The organism is Bacteroidota bacterium, assembly GCA_016706865.1.
Lineage (GTDB): Bacteria > Bacteroidota > Bacteroidia > Chitinophagales > BACL12 > UBA7236.
The window spans coordinates 2400001-2425061 of sequence record JADJIS010000003.1 but is presented as its reverse complement, the minus strand read 5'-3'; the positions used below and the strand labels follow the sequence as shown (position 1 = coordinate 2425061).

At 35.3% G+C, this 25061-nt stretch carries 29 protein-coding genes (1 of these 29 running past the window's edge); 10 read left to right on the top strand and 19 right to left on the bottom strand.

All coding sequences use genetic code 11. The features are described 5' to 3' along the window. Positions 1-18: 18 nt before the first annotated feature. The 3 genes from IPI31_19600 to IPI31_19590 form a co-directional block, all read right to left on the bottom strand. A complete protein-coding gene (locus tag IPI31_19600; protein MBK7570019.1) occupies positions 19-555 on the bottom strand; it encodes a hypothetical protein in 537 nt (178 codons plus the stop codon). 23 nt (positions 556-578) lie between these two features. Then, a complete protein-coding gene (locus tag IPI31_19595) occupies positions 579-854 on the bottom strand; it encodes a hypothetical protein (protein MBK7570018.1) in 276 nt (91 codons plus the stop codon). A 242-nt stretch (positions 855-1096) separates the two neighbouring features. Beyond that, positions 1097-2782, bottom strand: coding sequence for a CHASE3 domain-containing protein (locus IPI31_19590; protein ID MBK7570017.1), 1686 nt, complete (start codon positions 2780-2782; stop codon positions 1097-1099). A 258-nt stretch (positions 2783-3040) separates the two neighbouring features. Here IPI31_19590 and IPI31_19585 point away from each other — a divergent pair, with 258 nt between their 5' ends. After that, positions 3041-3472 (top strand): response regulator, encoded by a 432-nt coding sequence (locus tag IPI31_19585; GenBank protein MBK7570016.1) that lies wholly within the window; start codon positions 3041-3043, stop codon positions 3470-3472. Beyond that, the gene (locus IPI31_19580) at positions 3450-4886 is read left to right on the top strand and encodes a sigma-54-dependent Fis family transcriptional regulator (protein MBK7570015.1); all 1437 of its coding nucleotides are present in this window, start codon (positions 3450-3452) and stop codon (positions 4884-4886) included. The genes IPI31_19585 and IPI31_19580 overlap by 23 nt, the downstream gene beginning before the upstream one ends. A gap of 8 nt (positions 4887-4894) precedes the next feature. Here the strand turns inward: IPI31_19580 and IPI31_19575 are convergent, their stop codons facing one another. Both IPI31_19575 and IPI31_19570 read right to left on the bottom strand, forming a co-directional pair. After that, a complete protein-coding gene (locus IPI31_19575; GenBank protein ID MBK7570014.1) occupies positions 4895-5479 on the bottom strand; it encodes a hypothetical protein in 585 nt (194 codons plus the stop codon). Between the two features lie 11 nt (positions 5480-5490). Beyond that, positions 5491-6126, bottom strand: coding sequence for a hypothetical protein (locus tag IPI31_19570; GenBank protein ID MBK7570013.1), 636 nt, complete (start codon positions 6124-6126; stop codon positions 5491-5493). Positions 6127-6291: 165 nt separating this feature from the next. Here IPI31_19570 and IPI31_19565 point away from each other — a divergent pair, with 165 nt between their 5' ends. Together IPI31_19565 and IPI31_19560 are read left to right on the top strand one after the other, a co-directional pair. Next, a complete protein-coding gene (locus IPI31_19565) occupies positions 6292-6606 on the top strand; it encodes a hypothetical protein (protein ID MBK7570012.1) in 315 nt (104 codons plus the stop codon). A 192-nt stretch (positions 6607-6798) separates the two neighbouring features. Next, the gene (locus tag IPI31_19560; protein MBK7570011.1) at positions 6799-8085 is read left to right on the top strand and encodes a citrate synthase; all 1287 of its coding nucleotides are present in this window, start codon (positions 6799-6801) and stop codon (positions 8083-8085) included. A gap of 297 nt (positions 8086-8382) precedes the next feature. Here IPI31_19560 and IPI31_19555 read toward each other — a convergent pair whose 3' ends face one another. The 5 genes from IPI31_19555 to pdxH form a co-directional block, all read right to left on the bottom strand. Beyond that, entirely contained in the window at positions 8383-8826 is a 444-nt protein-coding gene (locus tag IPI31_19555) for a hypothetical protein (GenBank protein MBK7570010.1), read from the bottom strand. 2 nt (positions 8827-8828) lie between these two features. Further along, entirely contained in the window at positions 8829-9266 is a 438-nt protein-coding gene (locus tag IPI31_19550) for a DUF4442 domain-containing protein (GenBank protein ID MBK7570009.1), read from the bottom strand. A gap of 105 nt (positions 9267-9371) precedes the next feature. Then, positions 9372-10085: a leucyl/phenylalanyl-tRNA--protein transferase gene (locus IPI31_19545; protein ID MBK7570008.1), complete on the bottom strand. Its 714-nt coding sequence runs from the start codon at positions 10083-10085 to the stop codon at positions 9372-9374. Between the two features lie 6 nt (positions 10086-10091). Next, positions 10092-10370 (bottom strand): ATP-dependent Clp protease adaptor ClpS, encoded by a 279-nt coding sequence (locus tag IPI31_19540; GenBank protein ID MBK7570007.1) that lies wholly within the window; start codon positions 10368-10370, stop codon positions 10092-10094. A 229-nt stretch (positions 10371-10599) separates the two neighbouring features. Further along, positions 10600-11244 (bottom strand): pyridoxamine 5'-phosphate oxidase, encoded by a 645-nt coding sequence (gene pdxH / locus IPI31_19535; protein ID MBK7570006.1) that lies wholly within the window; start codon positions 11242-11244, stop codon positions 10600-10602. Positions 11245-11333: 89 nt separating this feature from the next. Between pdxH and IPI31_19530 the strand changes: the two genes are divergently transcribed. From IPI31_19530 to IPI31_19515, 4 genes are all read left to right on the top strand, one after another. Continuing rightward, entirely contained in the window at positions 11334-11927 is a 594-nt protein-coding gene (locus IPI31_19530; GenBank protein ID MBK7570005.1) for a carboxypeptidase-like regulatory domain-containing protein, read from the top strand. A gap of 492 nt (positions 11928-12419) precedes the next feature. Continuing rightward, a complete protein-coding gene (locus IPI31_19525; GenBank protein ID MBK7570004.1) occupies positions 12420-13670 on the top strand; it encodes an NAD(P)/FAD-dependent oxidoreductase in 1251 nt (416 codons plus the stop codon). 43 nt (positions 13671-13713) lie between these two features. Continuing rightward, positions 13714-14025, top strand: a complete 312-nt coding sequence (locus tag IPI31_19520) for a TusE/DsrC/DsvC family sulfur relay protein (protein ID MBK7570003.1) — start codon at positions 13714-13716, stop codon at positions 14023-14025. Positions 14026-14046: 21 nt separating this feature from the next. After that, positions 14047-14568, top strand: coding sequence for a DsrE/DsrF/DrsH-like family protein (locus IPI31_19515; GenBank protein MBK7570002.1), 522 nt, complete (start codon positions 14047-14049; stop codon positions 14566-14568). Between the two features lie 21 nt (positions 14569-14589). Here IPI31_19515 and IPI31_19510 read toward each other — a convergent pair whose 3' ends face one another. After that, positions 14590-15462: a flavin reductase family protein gene (locus IPI31_19510; GenBank protein MBK7570001.1), complete on the bottom strand. Its 873-nt coding sequence runs from the start codon at positions 15460-15462 to the stop codon at positions 14590-14592. A gap of 54 nt (positions 15463-15516) precedes the next feature. Beyond that, a complete protein-coding gene (fahA, locus tag IPI31_19505) occupies positions 15517-16791 on the bottom strand; it encodes a fumarylacetoacetase (protein MBK7570000.1) in 1275 nt (424 codons plus the stop codon). Between the two features lie 62 nt (positions 16792-16853). Between fahA and IPI31_19500 the strand changes: the two genes are divergently transcribed. Continuing rightward, positions 16854-17336 (top strand): DUF456 domain-containing protein, encoded by a 483-nt coding sequence (locus tag IPI31_19500; protein ID MBK7569999.1) that lies wholly within the window; start codon positions 16854-16856, stop codon positions 17334-17336. Here IPI31_19500 and IPI31_19495 read toward each other — a convergent pair. From IPI31_19495 to IPI31_19470, 6 genes are all read right to left on the bottom strand, one after another. Beyond that, positions 17312-18787 carry a glycosyltransferase family 39 protein gene (locus tag IPI31_19495; GenBank protein ID MBK7569998.1) on the bottom strand — a complete coding sequence of 492 codons (1476 nt, stop codon included), beginning with the start codon at positions 18785-18787 and terminating at the stop codon, positions 17312-17314. The two genes, IPI31_19500 and IPI31_19495, sit on opposite strands and share 25 nt — an antisense overlap. Positions 18788-18846: 59 nt before the next feature. Further along, positions 18847-19203, bottom strand: a complete 357-nt coding sequence (locus IPI31_19490; protein ID MBK7569997.1) for a hypothetical protein — start codon at positions 19201-19203, stop codon at positions 18847-18849. Between the two features lie 29 nt (positions 19204-19232). Continuing rightward, positions 19233-20018, bottom strand: a complete 786-nt coding sequence (locus IPI31_19485; GenBank protein MBK7569996.1) for a TIGR02757 family protein — start codon at positions 20016-20018, stop codon at positions 19233-19235. 8 nt (positions 20019-20026) lie between these two features. Further along, positions 20027-20806 (bottom strand): PrsW family intramembrane metalloprotease, encoded by a 780-nt coding sequence (locus tag IPI31_19480; protein MBK7569995.1) that lies wholly within the window; start codon positions 20804-20806, stop codon positions 20027-20029. A 100-nt stretch (positions 20807-20906) separates the two neighbouring features. After that, positions 20907-22046, bottom strand: a complete 1140-nt coding sequence (locus IPI31_19475) for a cystathionine gamma-synthase (protein ID MBK7569994.1) — start codon at positions 22044-22046, stop codon at positions 20907-20909. Between the two features lie 62 nt (positions 22047-22108). After that, positions 22109-23353, bottom strand: coding sequence for a DUF1015 domain-containing protein (locus IPI31_19470; protein MBK7569993.1), 1245 nt, complete (start codon positions 23351-23353; stop codon positions 22109-22111). Between the two features lie 176 nt (positions 23354-23529). Here IPI31_19470 and IPI31_19465 point away from each other — a divergent pair, with 176 nt between their 5' ends. After that, positions 23530-24378 carry a T9SS type A sorting domain-containing protein gene (locus IPI31_19465; protein MBK7569992.1) on the top strand — a complete coding sequence of 283 codons (849 nt, stop codon included), beginning with the start codon at positions 23530-23532 and terminating at the stop codon, positions 24376-24378. A gap of 72 nt (positions 24379-24450) precedes the next feature. Here the strand turns inward: IPI31_19465 and IPI31_19460 are convergent, their stop codons facing one another. Beyond that, positions 24451-25061: the 3' portion of a 3-phosphoglycerate dehydrogenase gene (locus IPI31_19460; GenBank protein ID MBK7569991.1), read on the bottom strand. Its footprint extends 310 nt past the window's final position; only the last 611 of its 921 coding nucleotides appear in the window; the start codon falls outside the window, past its right edge; its stop codon occupies positions 24451-24453.

Here is a 25061-nt window from a genome sequence, read left to right as displayed (position 1 = left end):
TTGTCATATTGTTAAATTTTAGTTTATAAATTTATGATTGATTAACTGTATTGAAATTTGAGTTATCGTATTGTGTAATTCCTGAGTAGTTGTGTGTAATGTGGAAATAGCATTAAGAATTGTTTTGTAATTTAGGTTTTCTGCTAATTTTTCTGCCGGAGTATAAAAATTGAGAATATAACCGGTCATTATTTGCATTGATCTAACAAATGAAAGATCCCTTTTCCAACTTTTAACCTTATGTTTCGATTCGTTGCTGATAAGGTCATCTTCTATCTCACCAACAAATGCACTTAATTCATGTATTTGATAAATGGTATCGTTTTTAAAAATTTCCAAATGTTGCTGCAGATAGGTATTTTCAATTTCGGGCAGAATTGAATTTATATAATTATTTAAGTTTATATGTGCCGATAAAATACTATTAACCTGCGTAACCATGCATTCCTTTATTAACAGGTCCTGCACTACATTAGAAATGAGAATGGAAGGATCAGAAACACAATATGAACTTGTATTTCCTGTTGCATCGGGCAATTCATAATATTCTCTCATATAATAGTATTTATATTTGTGATCTAATTTATTTCCTTCTTTAACTTTCCTTTTCTGCTTGCATCTCTAACACCATTTTCTTCCTCTATTAAGGCATTCAATTTATTTTTACTAGTTGTGGGTTTTGCAAGTGAAATTTTGTGGAGTTCCTTTTTATCAGTAACCCTTTTCTTCGAATCAGATTTTTCTGCTTCTATTTTTTCTTTTTTCTTATTGAAAGGCAACGACTTACTGTCGATCAATTTAGATTTTTCTAATTTTGATCCTGTTTTTATTTTGGGCTTTTTGGTAGTTTTCATAACTGTAATTTTCTCTTTAAACAATTTTGCAAATTGTATGCTATTCTTTCCATCGACATCGGTTTTTCCCGAATGTCTTGTTATATACGCATTTACATGATAAGCGCTGTCTTTTTGCTTTTAACTGGCAATCAACTTAATGCAATTATTGTACATGTTGTGGAAAATATTCCTCTAAAAAATAATCTTTAATGTAATGCGTAGCGTAAGATAACTCGCAATTATACTTGGTAATAAAGTGTTTAGAGATAATTAAGACTAACAATAAATTTAGTTCCTTTTTCAGGTGTGCTGGTAACTTCAATTGTTCCTCCGTGCAGAAGTATGATTATTTGTGTGGTTGCTAATCCGAGTCCTGTTCCATTCTTTTTAGTGCTGAAAAAGGGTTCAAATATATTGTCAAAATCATCCTTTTTTATACCATGACCAGTATCTGAAATGGATATGAGGCATTTGTCAAGCACTTTTTTGATCTCGACCTCAAGGATATTTTCTTTGCCATTCATGGCTTCAATGGCATTTATTATAATATTTAGAAAGGCCATTTGCAATTGTTGCTCATCTCCTTCAATGGAACAAATATCTGGATCATATTTTTTCAGGAGAGTTATACCTTTTAATTTAATGCGATCCTTTGCTAATTCCAGGGTATTATCTAAAACAGCATTAACAGAAAGAGGAATAGAGGTATTGATATTTACTTTTGTGGTATATAACAACTCTGTAATAAGTTTATTAATGCGTTTGCTGTTATTTTCAATGATCTCCAGAAAGTCATTGATCTCAGTCTGGTCCGCATTATTTTTCAAGGAATCGACAGATAAATTTATATTTGTCAAGGGATTTCTAACCTCGTGGGCAATTATTCTTGCAATTTTTCCGATGCCTGCGAATTTTTCAAGGGCATTTTTTTCCCGCTCACGACGTATTCTTTCAGTGATATTTATTAACGAACCCTGAAACGATTTGGTGGAATTATCCGCATATAAATTCAATAGAAAACTTATTGATCTGCCATCCAGATGTTTTAAAGTTATTTCCATGTTTGAAATGGATAATCCGCGTTTAATGGTCTTTTCAATAAACTCGGTATTTTTTTCCTCTTGAAATAATTCTCCAAGATTAGAGTTGATCAGGGTTTCACCTTTATAGCCGAGTTGTTCGGTAATGGCAGGACTTATTTCGGATATTACTAAATTTTTATCAAGTTGATAAATAATATCCGGACTGAGTTCGAAGATCCTGCGATATTTCATTTCTCTGTCGGCTATGTCATTTTGATTTTTAAATAAAATATAAAAGGTAAAAATTATGATCAGCAGGGAGGAAATAGAAAATATCGTGATAACAGTTCTTGCAGTTTGGGTAAAAGTGTTGGAGTTATTGTATTTTGATTCATAAAACGCGTTTTCAGTATTACGTATGTTGCTGATGGATGTTTTTATCTGCTCCATAATGATCCGTCCCTGATCCATATAAACCAGAGTGTTGTCCGCATTTAATCTTCCGGTTTGGAATATATTATTGAGCGAATCTAAATCCCTGATCCTGATGGTAATCAAGTCTTCTAATTTTATCAAGGAGCTCAATTGCGAAGAATTTGTTTCAATAAGTTCCTCGAGTTCAAGAAAGCTCTGTGGGAGATTGGATTTAGCAGTTTTGAACTGATCTAAAAAAACAGCTTCATTTGTAAGCAGATACCCTCTTAAACTCGTTTCGCAATCTTTTACCAGTGCAAAAACTTTTTCTAACTTGCTTTCAACTGATCTATTGTGTTTGGCAAGATCTGATTCATTTATCGACATTGTAAATGTTACAAATGTTAAGATGGAGCTTGCAATAAGCACTAGCGTAGCCACAATAATCCCCAACCTGATATTCGACATAGGTTTTGATGCACTTCTAAACGTTTTGACTGCTAGTGACATTTCTCAATTTTGTCAATAGTCATACCATGAAAATTATTCCCCTGTAACCAGCTCTGGCAACAGATATCTTCAATACAATGGGGAAATTATTCCACAAATGACTATAAATATCTCAAAAATGCCTTAAATTACTGTAACTTTATTACTTTAAATCACCTTTCAGGGGTATTTTCGAGATGGACTCATTTTTGCAATATTGTATTGAATATCTATCAATAATTAATTTTTATATTAATATACATAGATAAAAATGCATAATTGAATATAGTAATAATGAGTTTATTTAACGGGCAGGCAAAAAGAGTTTTAATTGTGGATGATGAACCTGATATATGTTTATTGTTAAGACGATTATTGATAAAATTTAATTTGAACGTAGATTATGCTTATAATATTACCAATGGTTTAGAAATGGTTCGCGATCATGAACCGGGGATCGTTTTTTTAGATATGAATCTTCCGGATGGAAATGGGATGGATTTTATTACTGAGTTTAAACATGATGATAAATCCTCCATAATCGTTATGATTAGTGCATACGATACACCAGCGGACAGATCAAAAGCGTTTGGACTTGGTGTTAATTATTTCCTCAGTAAACCATTTACTCAAAATCAGGTAATTGACATCCTTTCTGAGTTAACAAAAGACCAAATAAAACCCAACAATGGACAAAATATTAATAATTGATGATGATATTGATACCTGTACTTTATTAAAACATTTTTTAACAAAAAATGGATATGAAGTACAAACCTCCGTAAGTGGGGCTGCAGGTATAAAGAAATTGCATGCTGAAGAATATGCACTTATTCTCTGCGATTTCAGATTAGGCGATATGGATGCACGCGAGGTGCTTCAAGCCGCTAAATTAATTAATTCCAAAACGCAGATCATTGTAATTACAGGGTATTCGGATGTGAAGATAGCAGTGGAAGTAATAAAAGCAGGTGCTTTTAATTATGTGACTAAACCCTTACTTCCCGATGAAATTTTAATGAATGTAAAAAATGCTATTAATAAATTTCATAATGTTAGTAGCGGCATAGGAGTAACATCAATTTCAGGTGCAGAGACCCCCGTGGAAAAAACTATTTTGAATAATGAAACCGGTGTTGCAGAGACTAAATATATAGAGGGAAAAAGCAAAGAATCAATTACGGTTTATAAACAACTCGATATTGTTGGTCCTACCAATTATTGTGTTATTATTTATGGTGAAAGCGGTACCGGAAAAGAAATTGCAGCCCGACGTATTCATGAAAAAAGTAAACGCGCAAATGCACCATTTATTGCAGTTGACTGCGGTGCTCTTTCAAAAGAACTTGCGGGAAGCGAATTATTCGGACATGAAAAAGGGGCTTTTACCGGCGCATTAAATAGTAAAATGGGAAGTTTTGAATTGGCGAATGGTGGAACACTTTTATTGGATGAAGTAGCGAATTTAAGTTATGATGTTCAGATCATGCTGCTCAGGGTTGTGCAGGAAAGAAAAATGAAAAGAATTGGTGGTGTAAAGGATATTGACCTTGATGTACGTTTGATCGTGGCTTCTAATGAAAATTTGATGGAAGCTGTAAATAAAGGCAAATTCAGAGAAGATCTATATCATCGTTTCAATGAATTTACTATAGTAATGCCTAGTTTGCGTGACAGGAATGTAGATATTATGGAGTTTGCAAATTTCTTTTTGAAAAATGCCTGTGTAGAATTGAATAAAAGAATACATGCATTTTCCGAAGAGGTGGAAATAGTATTTTTGAAATATACCTGGCCGGGAAATTTAAGAGAATTAAATAATGTGGTTAGGAGAGGGGCGTTGTTAACTGATGGTAAAATAATTGAATTGGAAAGCCTTCCACAAGAATTGATTCATTCGGAAAAATATAATTTCACCGATAAGGATACCTATAATACTACAATAGAACCCAATAATCTTAAAGCTGCAGCATTTGATGCAGAACATAAGGTAATTTCTGAAACGCTTAAAAAAGTGAAGTATAATAAATCCAAAGCTGCACGGATGTTAAACGTGGATAGGAAAACACTTTATAATAAAATGAAACAATATAATATCAGAATAGAACAAGAAGAAAAAGATTAACAACTGTTTTAGGGTTTATATTTTTTCTTAAATTTCCAAAGAATTCCAAATTTCAGGATAAGATCCAGCGAACTGCTTTGGAATTCAGTTCCTTTATTAGCGGGAATTAAATTATATCTTCCACCGAAACCACTGTGAATAAAAAAGCTTTTCCCAAATACATATCCAACATTATAACAGATTTCTCCAGCCAATTTATATTGCATGGTGGAATCGGAAAACCGTAATCCATTATACATATTTATATCTGCATAGTTTAACCAATTGCTGGTTGTGTAGGTAACACTTTCAGCATTAGCCGCACTAAAACCGGAAGGAGTTAGTGTTACATAGGTAAGTCCCGTAACAATAAATAATTCCTGAATTTCTGCATTTAATTTATAGTCAAGTCCAATATTGTAATTTATTGGCAGAGGAATAAAATTAATTGATTTACTGTAATAAGATTCCACACCATACACGGTGGAAATATCAGTGTCAAATAAATTGTCGTTTAATATTTGCGACGAATGTGTACCGCGCACAGTAATAAATTGAGCAAAACATACCTGCCCTAAAATGATAAATAATAGTGTGAAGCGGATTTTTTTCATAGATAAATTATTCAAACGTAATCTCTCCTTTCCTTATTTTTTACATTCCAAAGAAAACGTCGTACACCCAATAAAATGTAGCCAAGTAAAACATATTCAACGAACCGAATACCCATAACTGCAAACATGTTTATCGTTTTAACCGGAGCACCTGCTTTATCGTAGCAGGTGAAATCCTGTTGAATTATCGTAGTGCCTGGCATTGGGTTAGAAACATTATCTATCCTGTTTAAAGATGTTCCATCGTTGCAAAAACAAATCTCCACAGGTTTATTATAAATGTAATTTCCCGTTTGATCAACAGTTGCTCCCATTAAGGCGAAAAAACTAATTCCGATTGCTCTGGATATAGCACCGGTGGGTTGTGGTTTGCGGAGTGGCAGAATCCCAAAACCTATCATCCCCAAAGTAAGTAACACAAGACTTGCAACACCTTCTATTGTTGCAAGGGCGACAAAGGAGCCGATTATCAATCCAATTCCGATAATTAATGCTCCAACAATGATCAGGATCCACGCCCAGGAAGGCAATCTATTCCAAAATGACCTCGAATTCAGTTTTGTAGCACCACTCAATTCGGCACCGCAATATCGGCAATGTTTAAAGTCATCAGGATTTTCCTTTTTGCATTGTAAGCATACCTTCATATCTGCGCCAAATTAAGGCAATTTTTTTATTTTGAGGCTACCTGCAAAGGTGTTGACCCTAAAAGGCAATGCGTGCTGTAACTTTCTTCACAGATTTTTTATTAAATCGGTAAGTTCCTTATATCAATTTTACTTATTTTAAAACCTTGTATTACCTTTGTACTGATGGAAGATAAACAAGAGGAATTACAGGAAGAACAGCCATTTCATCCCAATATGTTTTGGGAAGGGTTTATTTATCTTTCCTTTTTCGTATTCTTCTGTATTGTATTGATTCCCTATACGCCTAAATCCCTTTCTTTCGACAGATATTATCCATTAGCACTGATAACCTATGGTGTTGTGGGTTTAATTTGTGGTGTTTTCGCCTACAAACTACTCAAAAATGCCGCTTCCTGGATGAAATTTGCAGTTGTGGCCGTTTTGTATGCGATCATGATCTATTATCTGATCGACAATATGCATCATTTTGCAATGTGAGTTTTCATTTATTCCTAATTTAGTTGTTTCGGGTTTGGTAGTTTTTTGCAATAAAAGCAATTGAATGCCCTTCATGTTATTTATTTGTAAAAAATACAGCATTCTATAGGGTCTAAATTACAAATGTGTGTAGACATTATTTATCTTTGTGCTATAAGTTGCATTCAATTATAATCACGACAAAACAGAAATATGTCAGATAAAGCGTTTATTAAACTCGGTGAAAAAGAAGTTGAATTACCAATCTACGTAGGCACCGAAGGAGAGGAGTCCATTGATATCAATAAATTACGCGATCTTACCGGCTTCGTGACGCTCGATAGTGGTTATAAAAATACCGGAGCCACAAAAAGCGCTATAACTTTTTTGGATGGCGAACAGGGAATACTGCGTTATCGCGGTTATCCAATTGAGCAATTGGCCGAAAAATCCAATTTTCTTGAAGTCAGTTATCTGTTATTATATGGTGAATTGCCAACAAACGATCAATATGTTGCTTTCAGTGAGAATATTTCCAATCATACCCTGGTTCATGAGGATGTAAAAAAATTCTTCGATGGTTTCCCATCCTTTGCGCATCCTATGGGGCAGTTGTGTTCTTTGATGTGCACTTTATCCAGTTTTTATCCCGATTCCCTCAATCCAAATGCATCAAAAGAGGAAATTGACCTTACATTGGTACGCATTCTTGCAAAAATGCCAACACTTGTATCCTGGATACATAAAAAATCGGTAGGACATCCTATCATGTACCCACAGAACAAATACGATTATGTAACCAATTTCTTATACATGACTTTTGGAATGCGCACCGAAGAATATTCTCCGGATCCAATTGTTGTTGATGCACTGGATAAGCTTTTGATCTTACATGCCGATCACGAACAAAATTGTTCCACTTCCACAGTTAGAATGGTTGGTTCATCGCAGGCAAATACTTATGCGAGTGTTGCCGCCGGTGTGGCTGCCTTATGGGGACCACTTCATGGCGGAGCAAATCAACAAGTAATTGAAATGTTGGAAATAATTAAATCGGATGGAGGAAATGTTGGAAAATTTGTTGAAAAGGCTAAAGATAAAAATGACAATTTCCGATTGATGGGATTTGGTCACAGAGTATATAAAAATTTCGACCCAAGAGCTAAAATTATTAAAGAGGCCTGTGACAACGTTTTAAATAAATTAGGTGTGCACGATCCGGTTCTCGATATTGCAAAACAATTGGAAGAAGTAGCACTTAAAGACAGTTATTTCGTGGAAAGAAAATTATATCCCAATGTAGATTTTTACAGCGGAATTATTTATCGTGCAATGGGCTTTCCAACCGAAATGTTCACTGTGCTTTTTGCATTAGGACGTTTACCCGGGTGGTTAGCACAATGGAAAGAAATGCGTGAAGCAAACGAACCCATCGGTCGCCCTCGCCAAATTTATACAGGCAAAACTCAGCGCGATTATATGAATATTGCGATACGCTGAAGGAGCAATTGAGAATTGAGAATTGATAATTGAGAATGGAACCCTTCGGGTTTCGTGAATCGTCAATCGTGAGTCCGGGTTATCTACTAATGCATGATAAATTTCCAATGCATTAAACGAGTATCAGCATTCATGTATCGGAAAACAAACGGTGGAATCCGGTAAAATTTCGCAAGAAATTTAAACTCCTTTCTTTTGAGTATCAAGTATCGGGTATCATGTATCAGGAAAACAAATAGTGGAATCCGGTAAAATTTCGCAAGAAATTTAAACTCCTCTCTCCTCTCTCCTTTCTCCTCACTCCTCCTCATACAGCACATCCTTTATTGCAAACTTATTTTCATACGCCCTTGTTTCTTCTACGGTTTCGAAAATTTTAATTATTGCATAGGTAGCATTAGCAGTTTGGGTGCTGTCGCCAAGGTTTATTATTAATCCGTCGTTAGTTATTTTATCAAGGCAAACATCAAGCAGACAATATTTTTTTGGGTAAGATTTATTTTCATCCAATTTTTTTTCGGGAGCATATAATTCAACTTCCATTTTCCGGATGATGGTACAGAATTCATTTGGTTGATTTCTAAACGGTTCCGATTCAGTAATATTAGATGGATCTGAATTATCGAGAAAGTCACCGGAAGAATATTCTTCTTCTTCTTTTTCTGTTTTAGATGTGGTTCTGTTGCAGCTGAAAAAAACAAAACCAGATAGCAATAATACGCATGAAAAAAATTTTACCATACTCAATGTTTTGATTTGAACGACCATATAACGGAAAACTGCGACACAATAGTGCCGTCTTTTAATTTACCTGTTGAATTTGCGTTAACTGTGACACCTTCCCCGCTTTTAACAGCCTCGTCAACCGCCCGGAAAATTTCGTTTCCGCTTTCGCAGGTAAAATAGATCCTTTCAGTAGCCTTTTTAATAAAATTACCTTCAATTTTTAATACCAGCATTGAAACTTTTTTAGGTGCTCCCTGAATTGCCATCAGTCCCAATATCCCTGTACTCATTTCGGCAGCCATTGCCTGCGTTGCAAAATAAACACTCTTAAAAGGATTTTGGGAAAACCATTTAAAAGGAACACTCACCACACTTTTTTCCAAGTTCAATTCTCTTATCTGTAAACCTGCCAATAAAGCAATGGGCATTTTTTGAAACAGATATAATTTGAACATCCATTTATTTGTGAGTTTGGATCTGAATGTATTTTGTTTTTTATTTAATTGTGGTCCCACACGTGAGTATTTTGTAATTAGTATTTAGTAGTTAGTATTTAGTAGTTAGAGAACAGCCGGACTGATGTTGTGATTCAAAATTAAATTCCAATCGCCGGTAATTGTTTTTTCTTGTAATCCTATTTTTAGTAATTGAAGAAAATAATTTCGTTCCATTTTTTTTGCACCAAGGGTAGCAAGGTGGTCGTTATAAACCTGACAATCTATCATGGTGAATTGTTGTTCTTTAAGTGCATTTACCAAAAAAATAAAGCCATATTTACTCGCATTACTAACCTTGCTGAACATGCTTTCTCCAAAAAAACACTTGCCTAAACTCACGCCATAAAGTCCGCCAACAAGTTTTTCATTTTCGTATACTTCCACCGAATGCGCTAAACCTTCTTTAAATAAATTCGAATAGGCAGCAATAAAATTTTTATCTATCCAGGTTTCTTTCTGACCTTTTCTTTTTACGGTTTTACAACTTTTTATCACCTTAATAAAATCCTGATCATAACTAACCCGAAAAACTTGTTTTTTGATCAGCTGTTGCATACTTTTTGAAATTTTAAGTTCTTCGGGAATTAAGACACATCTCGGGTCAGGACTAAACCAATAGGCTTCTTCATTTTCAATAAACCATGGAAATATCCCTGAAACATACGCAAGTATCAAACGATCCCTGGAAAGGTCTCCACCTATTGCCAAAAGTCCATCCTCATTAGCAAATTGAGGATCAGGAAAAAGTAATCGTTCATCTAATTGCCAAACAGGCATAAGAAATTATTCAATTGTAGCATTAATTCCTCTGTCAACCAGCTGTTCACGCATTGGTCTTAAAATTTCGCGCATTCCTTGTTGAACGGCATATTTTCCTTTAAAATGTATGATAAAAGCGCATTGTTCTGCTTGTTCGGCAGTGTGTTTGCAAATTTCCACCAGACTTTCAATCACCCATTCAAAGGTGTTTACATCATCATTATGTACAACCAATCTTGCACCGGTAATATCACCGATAAATTCATCAACATCAATTCGTACGTCTGTTAAAATTGCTCCCATAGTAGCAGTAATTTAGTGCAAAGGTACTGAATTTTTGCCAAACAGGGAAGGTTTGGAGTAGTTGGCAGTGGTAGTTGGTAGAGTAGTAGGCAGTGGCAGTAGGCAGTGGGCAGTGGGCAGTGGCAGTAGGCAGTGGCAGTAGGCAGTGGCAGTGGCAGTAGGCAGTAGCAGGGTTCTACGTTCGAGCCGGAGCACTCTAAATACTATATACTAAATACTATATTCTTAGTTACGGTGCAAGGCGTTTAATTTTCCAGTTGCCGTTTTCAGTTTTATCATAAACTAAGCGGTCGTGTAACCTGTTACTTCTGCCTTGCCAGAATTCCAGTGTTTCGGGAATAAGAATATAACCACCCCAATGATCAGGTCGTTTTATTTCGCCCTTAAGTTGAATTTCAATAAATTTTTGTTCCAGCCATTCTCTGCTCTCAATCTCTGAGCTTTGTGGGGAAATAACAGCTCCAGCCTGACTTCCGATCGGTCGTGAATAAAAATATTCATCACATTCTTTTTCAGAAATTTTAGTGATCACTCCGCTAATTCTAATCTGGCGTTCCAGGGGTCCCCACCAGAAGTTTAAACAGGCGTACGGGTTTTGAGAAAGTTCCTGCCCTTTTTTACTGAGATAGTTTGTAAAAAAAATAAATCCTTTCCCGTTAAATTCTTTCAAAAGCACTACTCTTGATGAAGGTTTGCCTTCCGGCGAAACTGTAGATAAAACCATCGCATTGGGCTCTGAAATTCCCGCCTTACCGGCTTCCTCGAACCAGGAGGCAAATTGTAATAAAGGGGAGGGATACATATTATTGATATCCAAAGTCCCACTTTCATAATTTTCTCTCAGGTGATGTATATTTCCTTCAACAGGTTCCATATCGGTTAAGTTAAGTTAATTTCTGTGCAAATTTTAGCAAATATTCGCTAACAAATCATAACTTGCGTCAATATTCGTTAACTAAATTAATGTCGCTGCACACAAGAAGGCCCTGGTTTCTGATCCCAATTTTATTGATCTGTTTTTCACAATACTCTGTATCTGCTCAAAATAATTTAATACAGCTTTCCGGTATCATAACCGATGAACAAACAAATATACCTGTATCTTATGCTACGGTTATAGTTGAAAATGAGTTCAGAGGTGTGAATGCCAGCATGGAAGGATTTTTTTCCATTGTTGTTGCCCGCAGGGATACAATTCAATTTTCTGCTTTAGGCTATAAACCAAAATATTATATAGTTCCTGACACCGGAACCGATAATATCGCATCCATTGCAGTGTTTCTAAAAAAAGACACTATAACGTTGGATGCAGTTGAAATATATCCCTGGCCAAGTCCGGAAGATTTCAGAGATGCTTTTCTCGCTTACCAGGAAAACAGACAATATACTGTTGCTCCTATTCCCGGATTAAAATCTCCCGGTGAAATTGATACCGTTCCTAAAGCTCCTTCTCCAATTATGAACCCTATTTCTTTCTTTTATGAAGAGGTGATAAAACCCATTCAATGGCAAAAAAGAAAACGAAATATGCCCGCAAAGCTTCCGGAATGGAAATAGTGAGAGGGGAGCGGGGAGTAGTGAGTTAACTTCGAGTTTGGATGGGAATTTTGATTACGCCATGATTGAATGAGTGATGAGTTATGAGTAATGAGTTTACCTTGACTGTGGATCTAAATCTTGATTTCAACATTAAAAGTTCATTTCGGAGGATAAATTAAAATGCTTTCGACTACCTACTCATTACTCATTACTCATTACTCATTTTCGTGAATCGTCAATCGTGAGGCGTGAGCCCGGTACTGTTAACATTGGAGTTTTGTATTTTGACCTGAAACTTTTTTCCAAGTTGGAGTATACTCAACACACACCATTGTCAGGAGCCATTAGTCAGGAGTAAATAAATCCGGCTTTCGTGGAGCATATTCACCCCTCCCTACTCCCCACTCACCTACAGGTTCCCAAACAGTGATAAATATCATCCCAATCTCCAACTTATCTCATATTTCCTATGCTAACATCAATACTACTTTTGGGGTATAATTTAAAAATATGGCAACTCGTAATATAGTAATACTTGGTGCAGGCTCTGCCGGCACGATGATGGCAAATCACCTCAAACATAAATTACATGATCATGATTGGAAAGTAACGATAATAGATGAAGCTACAACACATTATTATCAACCTGGTTTTTTATTTCTTCCGTTTGGAATTTATGATGAACATGAAATTCAAAAACCAATAACAAAATTTATTCCTCATGGAGTGGAATTTATATCTTCAAAAATTCAAAAAATTGAACATGAAAACAATGTTGTTCTGTTAAATGATGGTATTAAAATTCCATATGATATTCTCATTATCGCTTCGGGTTGCAGCATTGCACCGGAGGAAACAGAAGGCATGAAAGGACCATTATGGTATAAAGATATTTTCGATTTTTATTCTTTTGAAGGTGCAAAAGCTTTACATGATAAATTAAAAAGTTGGGAAGGAGGTAAGCTTGTGGTGCATATCACAGAATTACCAATTAAATGTCCCGTTGCGCCTTTGGAATTTGTATTTCTTGCCGATGATTATTTTAAGCACAAGGGAATGAGAGATGAGGTGGAAATAACTTATGTAACACCATTGAGCGGTGCATTTACCAAACCTTTTGCATCAAAAAAACTTGGTCATCTTATTGAAGAAAAAAATATAAACCTCGTTACAGATTTTAATGTAGAAAAAATTGATAATGAAACAAAAAAATTGATTGATTATGGTGGAACCGAAGTGCATTTCGACCTGCTTGTTACAGTACCTTTGAATAAAGGAGCGGAATTTATTGCAAGATCAGGTATGGGAGATGAATTGAATTATGTTTCAACAAATAAATTTACCTTACAGTCAACAATTAAGGATAATATTTTTGCCATCGGCGATGCCACCAGTTTGCCGGCATCAAAAGCCGGGTCCGTAGCTCATTTTGAATCGGAAATACTGACCGAAAATATTCTGCATTATATCAATGGAGAAGAATTAAAAGCACATTTTGATGGACATGCGAATTGTTTTGTTGAAACAGGAAATCACAAAGCATTATTGATCGATTTTAATTATGATCAGGAACCTGTGGATGGGTCATTCCCTTTCCCTGGAATTGGTCCAATGTCGCTGATGGAAGAATCCATGCTCAACCATATGGGAAAACTTGGATTTAAATGGATATATTGGAATGTTTTAATGCACGGAAGATCTATTCCTTTTATACATCCTCAAATGTCCACCGCCGGAAAACATATTCCTGTGCACGACTAATAAATTAACAAACTAATAAATTAACAAACTAATAAATAATACAATGGAAAAGGTAATCAATGGAGCAACAATAAAGGTGAATGAAGAAGGATATCTCACCGATTTCTCACAATGGAATAAAACCATTGCAGAAGAAATAGCCAAGCAGGAAGGTGTAAATGCTCTTGACACAAAACACTGGGCTGTTATCAATTATTTACAGGAACAACACAAAAATAATGTTCCAATAACAATTCGCAAAGTGGGTTCAAGTGGAATTACGGATATTAAAGAATTTTATTCGTTATTCCCCAATGGCCCTTTAAAAAAAGCATCTAAAATTGCAGGAATTCCAAAACCTGTAAGTTGTATTTAATTCACGGATAAAATCAAATTTATGGAAGACTTATTAATAAAAGACGCACCTGTAACAAATGGCGTCGAATCAAAGGAAACCGTTAAAAAAATGTGTTTCATTTTATCAAAAGCAGGCATCGAAAGTGTATATGCATGTTTTATTATGGCAAATGGCGCCAGAATGGAAGGAATTGAAGCAGAAATATTTTTTACATTTTTCGGTTTAGATGCTGTACATAAAAAACGCCTTGAACATTTACACATAGCAACAGTTGGTAATCCGGGAATGCATATTCCAACTTTCTTAGGTGGATTGCCAGGTATGGAAAGTTATGCATCCAGAATGATGAAAAAACAAATGGAGGCAATGGATCTGCCAACAATTCACGAATTTTTAGATATTCTTACAGCATCCGGCGTAACCTTACATGGATGCAAATTAGCAGCCGATATGTTTAAAATTACTAAAGATGATCTATACGAAGGTGTAGATGATATAATTACCATCGGCGATTTTTATCAGAGAGCAGCTGGTAAAGGTACACATATAGTGTTTGTATAGTTTTGTTATAAATGGAAGTTATTAAATAAATTTATATTCTTTTAGAAGTAAAATTTTAATAGCTTCCTTTACTTCTTTTTGTTGCAATTTATTTTTTGCAAGTTGATGCAATTCCTCTTCTGTTGCATCAGGGGAAAATTGAGCTATAATTTTTTCAACTTCTTCTTTTTCAGGTAACTCTAATAAACTACCTAGTTGCCCAAGATCATTACCCGATAATATTTTACTGTTTCTTACAGAAAATGGCAAAACATCTACACCAATACCACAAGTATCTTTAGGTTGCGGTAAAAGAAATAAAGACTCTGGTATTACTCGGCAATAATAATCTCCACCCATCCTCGCAACCAGATCCATTTTATGCGGATCCATTCTGCCATTCTCATCAAGAATTTCCTCGTTTATGTGCATTAATATGATTTCACTTATTATAATATTTCCGGCACCTCCGGTTTTCCCGGTATAATAAATATCCTTCACCTTGCATTCCATTTGTATAATGCTTTCTTTAACCCTGAAGGGCTTAACCATTTCAGATGCTATTGGTGTGAGTCCTGATTTAATAAATTCATTTACACCTTTGGGATAAGGGGAACTTGCGAGACTCATTTGCTGTACAATGGCGTAGTTAACAATATTGATCACCACTTCACCCGTTGCTTCCACATTGTCTAAAGTGTTTTTTGTACTATTATCCCTTCCACTTCTTGCAGGTGAAAAAATAACAGTTGGAGGATTTGATCCAACTGCATTAAAAAAACTGAATGGTGCAAGATTAGGATTACCTTCTGTATCCATTGTGCTTGCAAATGCTATAGGCCGGGGTGAAACTGATCCTAAAATATATTGATGCATTTTTGGCATCGGAGTTTCTGAAGGATTTATTCTTAACATAGGATGAGTTTATTAGTATTTAATAAATGATTGTAGATGTAAATTGACTTAATTTTATTTTAAGGCGGGATATATTTTATTTCTTACCTCCCCAAATCCGATACGAACGCCGTCTTTTTCACACCAGGCTTTCATAATTACAGTGTCGTAATCATTAATAAATTTTCTTTCTGTTCCGTCGTTCATTGTGATAGGTCGTTCACCACGCCAGGTAAGTTCCATCATACTACCGTAAGTATTTGGTTCATTGCCGCTAATTGTACCCGATGCATAAATATCTGCAGCGCGAACATTACATCCATTGCATGTTTGGTGTGCAAGCTGTTGTGCCATGTTCCAATACATATATTTATAATTAGAACTGCTTATTAAACTAGCCTCGGTAAATTCGGGAGAAATATAAACTTCAAGGTTAATATCTATATTTTTATTTCCTTCAAATTTTAAATAATCCAAAACTTCCGGAACTTGGTTTGTTCCTGGTATTCTATATGGTTCCAATGCATCCAGTGTAACAACCCAGGAAGAAATAGAAGATGCGAAATTCTTTGCCAAAAATGGTCCCAATGGAACGTATTCCCATCGCTGAATATCACGTGCACTCCAATCGTTGAAGATCACCATCCCGAAAATATAATCATCAGCTTCTTCGGTAGTGATACTTTCACCTAGAGGTTTGCCTTCATGTGTAATAAATGCCATTTCCAATTCAAAATCCAACTGTTTTGATGGCCCAAAAGTGGGTGAATCTCCATCTTTGGTAATTGTTTGCCCTTTTGGTCTTCTTATTTCTGTTCCACTTTTAACAATGGAAGAACATCTTCCGTGATAACCAATTGGCATATGTTTCCAATTTGGCAATAAGGGATTGTCGGGACGAAACATTTTACCAATGTTGGTAGCATGCTGTTCACTGGAATAAAAGTCAGTATAATCTCCCGGATTTATTGGAAGCAACATTTCTACTTCCTCCATGGGAATTAAAAATTTATTATAATCCTCTGTTCTGTTCTTTAAAGAAGTATTTCCTTCTCGTAATAAAAGTGAAATTGCAAATCGCAATGCTCTGATCTTGTATTTCCCGGTTTTTATCAGGTCATTTAAATAATAGTTGTAGAAAACATTATCGTCAAGTAATAATGCTCCGAAAAAATCTTCCTTATTCAAGGCATAAAGGTCGAGTACGAAATTTCCGATGGCAACACCAACACGTGGATGTTCATCCTCCTTTCTAAAAATTCCAAAAGGCAGATTTTGTATTGGAAAATCACTATTTGCATCAACAGGAACCCAGGACGAAAGTTTTGGGTCATTAGAATCCACTTCCATAAATCTTATTTATTTCACAAAAATACAACAACAGTGGCTTTCAACTATTAATTTTGAATGCTTTGGATATCGTTTTATTGATATTGGCCATAATTTTTATGCTGGTGGGAATACTCGGCAGTGTTTTGCCGATTTTGCCCGGGCCACCTCTTTGTTATGGAGGATTTATTTTACTGCATTTCTCCAGATTTGGTGAATTTTCTAATGAATTTCTAATTATATGGGCTATTGTAGTAATAATTCAAGGAATACTCGAATATTATATTCCTAGTTGGGGGACCAAAAAATATGGTGGTACTAAAGCAGGACAAAAAGGTGCTATGGTTGGAACTCTGGTAGGGATATTTATTCCTCCACAACCCTTAGGTTTGATTATTGGACCCTTTGCCGGGGCATATTTAGGAGAGATATTACACGACAATAAAAATAAAAAAAGAGCTATGAGAAGCGCATGGGGAAGTTTTATCGGATTTCTTGCAGGAACTTTTATAAAACTGGTAACCGTTATAGTGATGACCTTTTATTTTGTGAGAGAAATTATTTGATATAATTCCCAACCATTTTCAAATTTCGACACTGTTTTAAGCTTGTAGTTTGAATTAATAAACTGATAATTTTCCATTGGCAACAAACCTTCGAATTGTTTTGAAAAGGATTCGTAATTAAATAAAAAATAACCATTATTTATTGATAAGTCTTCTACTTTATTTAAATAGATATCATAAATATTTATTGTGGGTATATAAGCTGTTAATGCTCCATTAATAGAAAACGAATATATCGTGGATCCCTCCGGCAATTTAGAAATTTCACGGGTGATCGCTTTTTCATTCCTGTTCATTTCTAAGGTTGCTTTGAAAGAATAGATAAAAAGAAAAAGCTGGATAGAACAAACCATCAATATAATAAGTATTTTTTTTGAATTCTGAAAATTAATCCTGCTTGTAATTTCCAGAAAGGCCCCGTAATAAAACAAAAGAATAAGTGGTAATACAAACATCAAATAGCGGTTGCTCTGGTATGCATTGCCCGCCAAAAAAAGAAGGTAAATGAGTGTTGTTAAAAGCGCAAGTTGTAGTTCTTTTATAAGCAGATATTTTTTCCGTATAAAAATCAGGAAAAAGGTTCCAACAAATATAAAGGCCGGGTGGATAAACACCTGGATCACATGAATAATATTGGGGAACCTATAATTTTGCCAACCATCCAAATTGTGAAAATCTCTTTTAAATACATTCGAAATGGAATATTGATCTACAAAATAGAAGTATGGAAATGCGTTTCCATTGTTTTTTAATTCCCAAAAAAAGAAGCGCCCGCGAAGCAAATAATCAGGCAGACTTCCTAAACTAAAAAATAGCAGAGCAATTAAAAAATAATGATATTTTTTTTGTTTTAATATCTGTCTGATGCATATTATTGCGGGCATTAATAGGATTACGATCGCAGTATAGCGTGTCATTACCGCAAATCCTCCAAATAAACAAGCAAATAATAAAAATTTTAACTTTCCACGCGATTGAAATAATAAACTCAGATAAAGTGTTGTCAACCATAAAACAATTCCTGAAAGATCACTCATGCTTATGATCCCGAAACGCAGAATGTAGGGAGAGAGGGCAAAAAAGCTAAATAAATATACATCAATATTATTATCAGTTTTGTAGATCATTATTGCGATCTGTCGCAACAAAATATATGAAATCAACAAGGAAAGAATGGAAACAAATTGCAACACAAAAAGTGTATTCGGAATCACTAAACCTATCAAACTGCAAATGAATGGGTACATTCCGGGAAATACTGAATAGGAAGGTAAAATACCGCTTTTATAAAAGGTAATTAACTCGCGGGTTGTTTTAAGGTACTCGTAACTGTCCTGACCAAAATATCCATTAAAATCATATATCAATATAATAGAAATTTGGATAATAGCGATTAGGGATATTGCTATTATATATGGATGTGAGCGGAGATAGATTGTAAAGGATCTCATCTTTAAATGTGAGGTAAATATAATTATACCCTTCACCAAAATAAAATCCAAAACAAAGTTTACAACCTCAGATCCTCATCATCGGTAAATTCAGCTGCATATTGTGTGAACGATTTTTTCACCTCTTCCTTTTTGATCTGGCGTTGGATGATAAGATCTGCTAAAATTTCAGGTGCAGCAGAGGGAAGATGTTTGGAAAGCAATGTTTTTGCTTTTTCTTCATCTACATCAATACGGTATAAAATAAGAAGTAATTTTTCAAAATTATGATCTATCAGGTAACTGATAACCTCAATGAGTTTAGTACGCAATACATTCTGATCATTAATTTGGAGAGTGTTTTCCACGATGTCAATTTCGCCCATTTCAGCAATGTCGTACATCATGCATTCCATCCAGTTTTTTGTTGAGGTCATTTATAATGTGATTTGTATTGGCGAATTGGTTAAAATATCATGCCATTTTTTTCCATCACCCCTGTTCCAAATAACGCAAAGTCGTACTTTACAGGATCGGATGCATCAAATTTTTTTAAATTTAAGGTTAATTCCTTAGCGGTCTGCCAGTCGTTTTGTTTTCTGCTGATGAGTTGCAATCTTCTTGCAATTCGCTCAACATGCACGTCAAGCGGGCATATCAGTTGATCTGGACGTATGGAATTCCACACACCGAAATCCACGCCTTTATCATCTTTCCGCACCATCCAACGCAAAAACATATTCAATCTTTTGCAGGTGCTTTTGGAGGCGGGAGTCGGGACATGTTTTTTGGTTCTGTGCGGAGCAACCGCATCATCAAAAAAGTTTTTGTGGAAATTTATGAGCATATTCTCCACAGTAATTTCCTTTTCGTAGCCGGAAAACAGGAACGTTTCCTCTAAAGATTTATGTGTAGTATAAATCTTTTTTAAAACATGAATAAAATATAAAGTATCAGTATAATTAAATGTGCGGTGCTTAAAGTTTTCAAATCTCTTCAAATGTTTTTCCTCATGATTTACTATAAAATCAAAGGGAGCATTTTCCAGTAATTGAATAAGTTCATTCGCTTTGTTGATAATGGTAACGCGTTGACCCCATGCAAGTATTGCTGTCCAAAAACCAATGATCTCAATGTCCTGTAATTTAGTAAATTTATGCGGAACAGATACCGGATCATTGATGATAAAATCAGGTCTATTAAATAAATTAAATTGGCGATCTAAAAATTCCTTGAGTTCTTCATGTGTCATGTTTTCGCCTATTTTGGCCTTGTTGGCGAATCAAATCCACGATCAGGTTCTTCAAATAAAACAGAATCAAGAGTATTAGTAGTTTGTTTAAAGGAATTCGGATTTTGTTTGTGCAATTTCATCGCTCTAATTGTAAAACGCAAACCAATTATGAGGGAAGCAACAGCGCCAATATATAAACCCACTGTTAAATTTTGGAATAAGAAAAAGTCGTAAAATCCATGTAAAATAGTTGCCATTAAAAACCCGCGAAACATTAATGATTTTTCGTTTGCATGGTTGAATTTGGCAAGCCCCATAAAATATCCCATGATAGCAGCAAAAGTTGCATGTGCCGGAACTGCTGTAACCGCTCTTAATCCTGCAGTGCCCCATGCTGCACCGAGCGTGTCTGCACCAAAAATATACATAAGATTTTCCACGGTGGCAAAACCCATTCCCACCATTACAGCATAAATAATTCCGTCGTAAGGTTCGTTAAAAGATGGTTTTTTATATGCATAATAGCGTAGGAAAATATATTTTGAAAATTCTTCACTCGCTGCAATTATGATGAAAGTATATATTGCAATGGAAATTAACGAGGGCCCTGTACTTCCCGGAACAAACATTGGCAGTGCACTTTCCAGAACAATTGCCGGTAGCACACTAAAACATCCTGCAAGGAAACTGCGCAACAAAACGCCAAAAGGCTCTCTGTCGTGTTTATCCTTTGCATAGAAAAAAATTATAATGGCAGCGGCAGGTCCAACTGCAAGAAAAAAAAGTGCAAGTGTATTTAGATTCATGATCGTTAAATAGGTAACAAGAATAAATAAAAATAAACAAATAATTTAGACCCAATAATAATTTTTCCGGTTTTAAGATCAAGAAAACCGGGTTGCAATTTTAACTTAAAGCATTCTCGAGATCCTGTATCAGATCCTCAACATCTTCAACACCAACACTTAATCTTATCAGGGAATCAACTAATCCGTTTTTTAAGCGTTCCTCTTTTGGAATGGATGCGTGTGTCATACTTGCAGGATGTCCAATCAAACTTTCCACTCCACCTAAACTTTCGGCAAGTGAAAATAAATGTGTGGAGGATAAAATTTTGGTGGCTTCTGTAAAATCATCTCCCTTTAAAGTAAAGGAAACCATAGCACCGAACATGCGCATTTGTTTTTTTGCAATATCATGATTAGGATGATCAGTAAATCCAGGCCAATATACCTTTTCTATTTTGGAATGGCTACGGAGGAAATGTGCAATTTTTTCGGCATTCTCGCAGCTTCTTTGAACACGTAAATGCAATGTTTTAATTCCGCGTAATATTAAAAAACAATCCTGCGGACCAGGTACTGCGCCTGTTGCATTTTGTAAAAAATATAATTGATCAGCGAGCGCTTTATCCTTCACAATTACACAACCGTGAATTACATCGCTATGTCCACCTAAATATTTAGTTGCAGAATGCATCACAATATCAGCACCAAGATCAAGTGGAGTTTGTAAATATGGCGAAGCAAAAGTATTATCCACACAAACCAATATATTGTGTGCCTTTGCAATTTTACAAATTGCTTCAATATCTATTATACGCAACATTGGATTTGTGGGTGTTTCTATCCAGATCATTTTAGTATTTGGATTGATAAGCGGAATTATACTTTCCGGATCTGTAAGATCTGCAAAATGAAATTTCATTCCGAATCGTGCATACACCTTTGTAAAAGCCCTGTACGATCCACCATAAAGATCGTTGGTGGAAATTATTTCATCTCCCTGACTGAATAATTTAATTATACCGTCGGTAGCTGCTAATCCACTTGCAAAACAAATCCCGAAATTTCCATTTTCCAATGCCGCAAGATTTTTCTGCAATGCATCCCTTGTTGGATTTTGTGTCCGGGCATATTCATAGCCTTTGTGATCACCCGGTGCATTCTGCACATATGTAGATGTTTGAAAAATAGGAGTCATAATGGCCCCTGTAGATGGATCCGGTTCTATCCCCGCATGTATAACCTTCGTATTAAATTTCATAATTAATTAAAAATTATAGTATTCATTCTTTCATTCTTTCATTCTCTCATCCCTTCATTCCTTCAAAAAGTATGCACTACCAAACCACTTCTCAACTTCGGTTCAAACCAAGTACTTTTAGGCGGCATTACATTTCCGGAATCTGCAATATTTATTAATTGTTGAATTGAAACGGGATATAAACTAAATGCGATCTTCATTTCTCCGCTGTTCACTCTTTTTTCGAGTTCACCCAATCCTCTTATTCCACCAACAAAATCAATTCTTTTATCTGTTCGCTGATCTTTAATATTAAAGATGGGATCTAAAATATGATTTGATAAAATAGTAACATCAAGCACTGCGATAGGATCATTGTTATCGTAAGTGTTTTCTTTTGCAGTAAGTTTATACCATTCATTATCAATATACATTCCGAAGTTGTGAAGATTTTCCGGTTTATAGGTAGAAACACTTCGTTCCACAATAAAATTATTTTCTAAAGCAGCAATGATATCATGTTTGGAATGTCCGTTCAGGTCAATGATTACTCTATTATAATCCATTATCATTAACTGGCTTGCAGGAAAGATCACACTTAAAAAGAAATTATATTCCTCTTTGCCGGTATGATCTGGATTTGCCTCTCCCATACGTTTTCCAACCTTTGCACTGGATGCACTGCGGTGATGACCATCAGCGATATAAGTAAATGGAACAGATTGTTGAAATAAATTTACAAGTTCAGCAATATGCTGATCATTATCAATTACCCAAAAAGTATGTTGTATTCCGTCCTCAGCAGTAAAATCATTTATTGGTGCATTGGTACTTACAACCTCATTAATTATAGTATCAATGGCAGCCACATCAGGATAGGTTAAAAAAACCGGTTCCGGATGGCATTGTAATTCAAACATATGTCTTATGCGGTCATTTTCTTTGTCAGGTCGTGTAAATTCATGTTTTTTGATGATATCGTTAAAATAATCCTCAATACTTGAATTAGCTACTAACCCAATTTGAGCATGACCGTTCATGATCTGACGGTAGGCATATAAACAAGGTTTATTGTCCTGGTTAAAAGTTCCGTCAGTTTGAAAACGTTTCCAGTTTTCAGCAGCCTTGGCATATACTGCATCGGCGTAATGATCAATATTCTCCGGAAGATCAATCTCGGGTTTACAAACATGCAAAAAACTCACTGCATTTCCCGCAGCCTCTTCTCTTGCTTCTTCGCTGTTTAAAACGTCATATGGGCGACTCGCCACTAATTCTGCCAGTTCCGGTTTAGGACGCCATCCTTTAAAAGGGTTAATGATTGCCATAAATCAAATTTTTTTGCAAAGATAGAAAGTGTTTCGTCTTTGTTTTTAAATTGAAGCCAATTGTGAAAAAGTAGTGGTATTAGGGTAAATATCCTAAATTCTGTTAAAAAATGCGGTGGTCAAAATTGAAATAATAAAAAAATTGTATATTTGGGCAATCAAATAAAAAAAATATTATGAATAAGATTTACAAAAATTTAACTGGTTCAAAACTAAAGGCATATTCAGCAATGGCTGCTGTATTAACTGCCGGAACTGCCACAATGAATGCAGAGGTAGTTTATACAGACATTACAGATGCCACCATTGGTATTGGCGAAATGTTTGAAATTGATCTTGATGGCGATGGAACTATCGACTTCCTTATCGCAGCTTCCAGCTTGACAGGAGTTAATGGAACATGGTCATTCGCTACAGCTTTTGGCAGTGTAACAGCTTTAGGTGTTGGTGGTCCTTCTAACCTTGTTATGGGAACTGAGGGTGCTGCGTACAACTACGCAAGTGTATTAGATGCCGGTGATAATATCGGTTCAGATGAAGATTTCGTTAGTTCTGCGGTTCTTGGTTCCAATTATTATGGATATGTTTTTGGACATTTCCCAGGTGCGGGAGAAGGTGCAATAGGAGTGCAATTTGAAATAAGTGGCAATCTACATTACGGTTGGATCCGCCTTGAGAGCGATCTAAATACTGTATTTGTAACTGTTTTTGATTTCGCGTATGAAAGTGTTCCTGAAATCGCAATTGAATCAGGTGCTACTACTGGTGGTGGTGTTGGGGTAACAGAATTACCTACCGGAGCTGTAAATATCTATAGTTTTGGAAGTACTCTGAATGTGATCAACAATGCAAATATTCTTGATGCAAACATTACCGTGTTTGACATGTCAGGTAAAATGATCATTAACCAAATGTTAAATACCGGATCAACACAAGTTGACATGAGTGCTTTTACATCTGGAAATTATATTGTTAAAATTGATGCTAAAGATGGTGTAAGCACGAAAGAAGTTTATATTAATTAATACATCAGAAAAATAAAAAAAATGCGGGGTGAAAACCTCGCATTTTTTTTTGTTTCAATTGAACAATGTTCTTTAATTCACCCGGAATGTATCTATTCCTTTGTCAAGAAAATCAATTATTTGTTTTGCTGCAGCAATCCCGGCATTAACATTTGCTTCCTCTGTTTGTGCACCCATTTTTTTTGCCGGATAAAAAACGCGTTTAGAAAATTTCTCTTTAAAATCACTTTCTTTTTTAGGAACAAAATCGGTTACATAAGTAATATCATTTCTTTCTTCCATCAATTTTAAAAGATCATCCTCATTTACAACATCAAGTCGGGCTGTATTTACAAGCATTCCACCTTTTGGTAATAGTTTAAGTAAGTGATAATCGATTACACCTTTTGTTTCAGGAGTAGATGGAATATGGAGAGAAATAAATTCGCAGTGTTCAAATATATCCTCAAAACTATTTGCAGGGGTTACTCCATCAATTTGAAGAGCAAGCCTGTCCATATTTCTTTTATATGCAAATACTTCCATTCCAAAACCACGGCCAATTTGCGCCATATATCTGCCAATATTTCCATAACCAATTATACCTAATTTTTTTCCGCGAAGTTCTGATCCGGAACTACCGCTGAATTGTTTGCGAGCCATATATATCATCATACCAAAAGCACATTCTGCAACTGCATTTG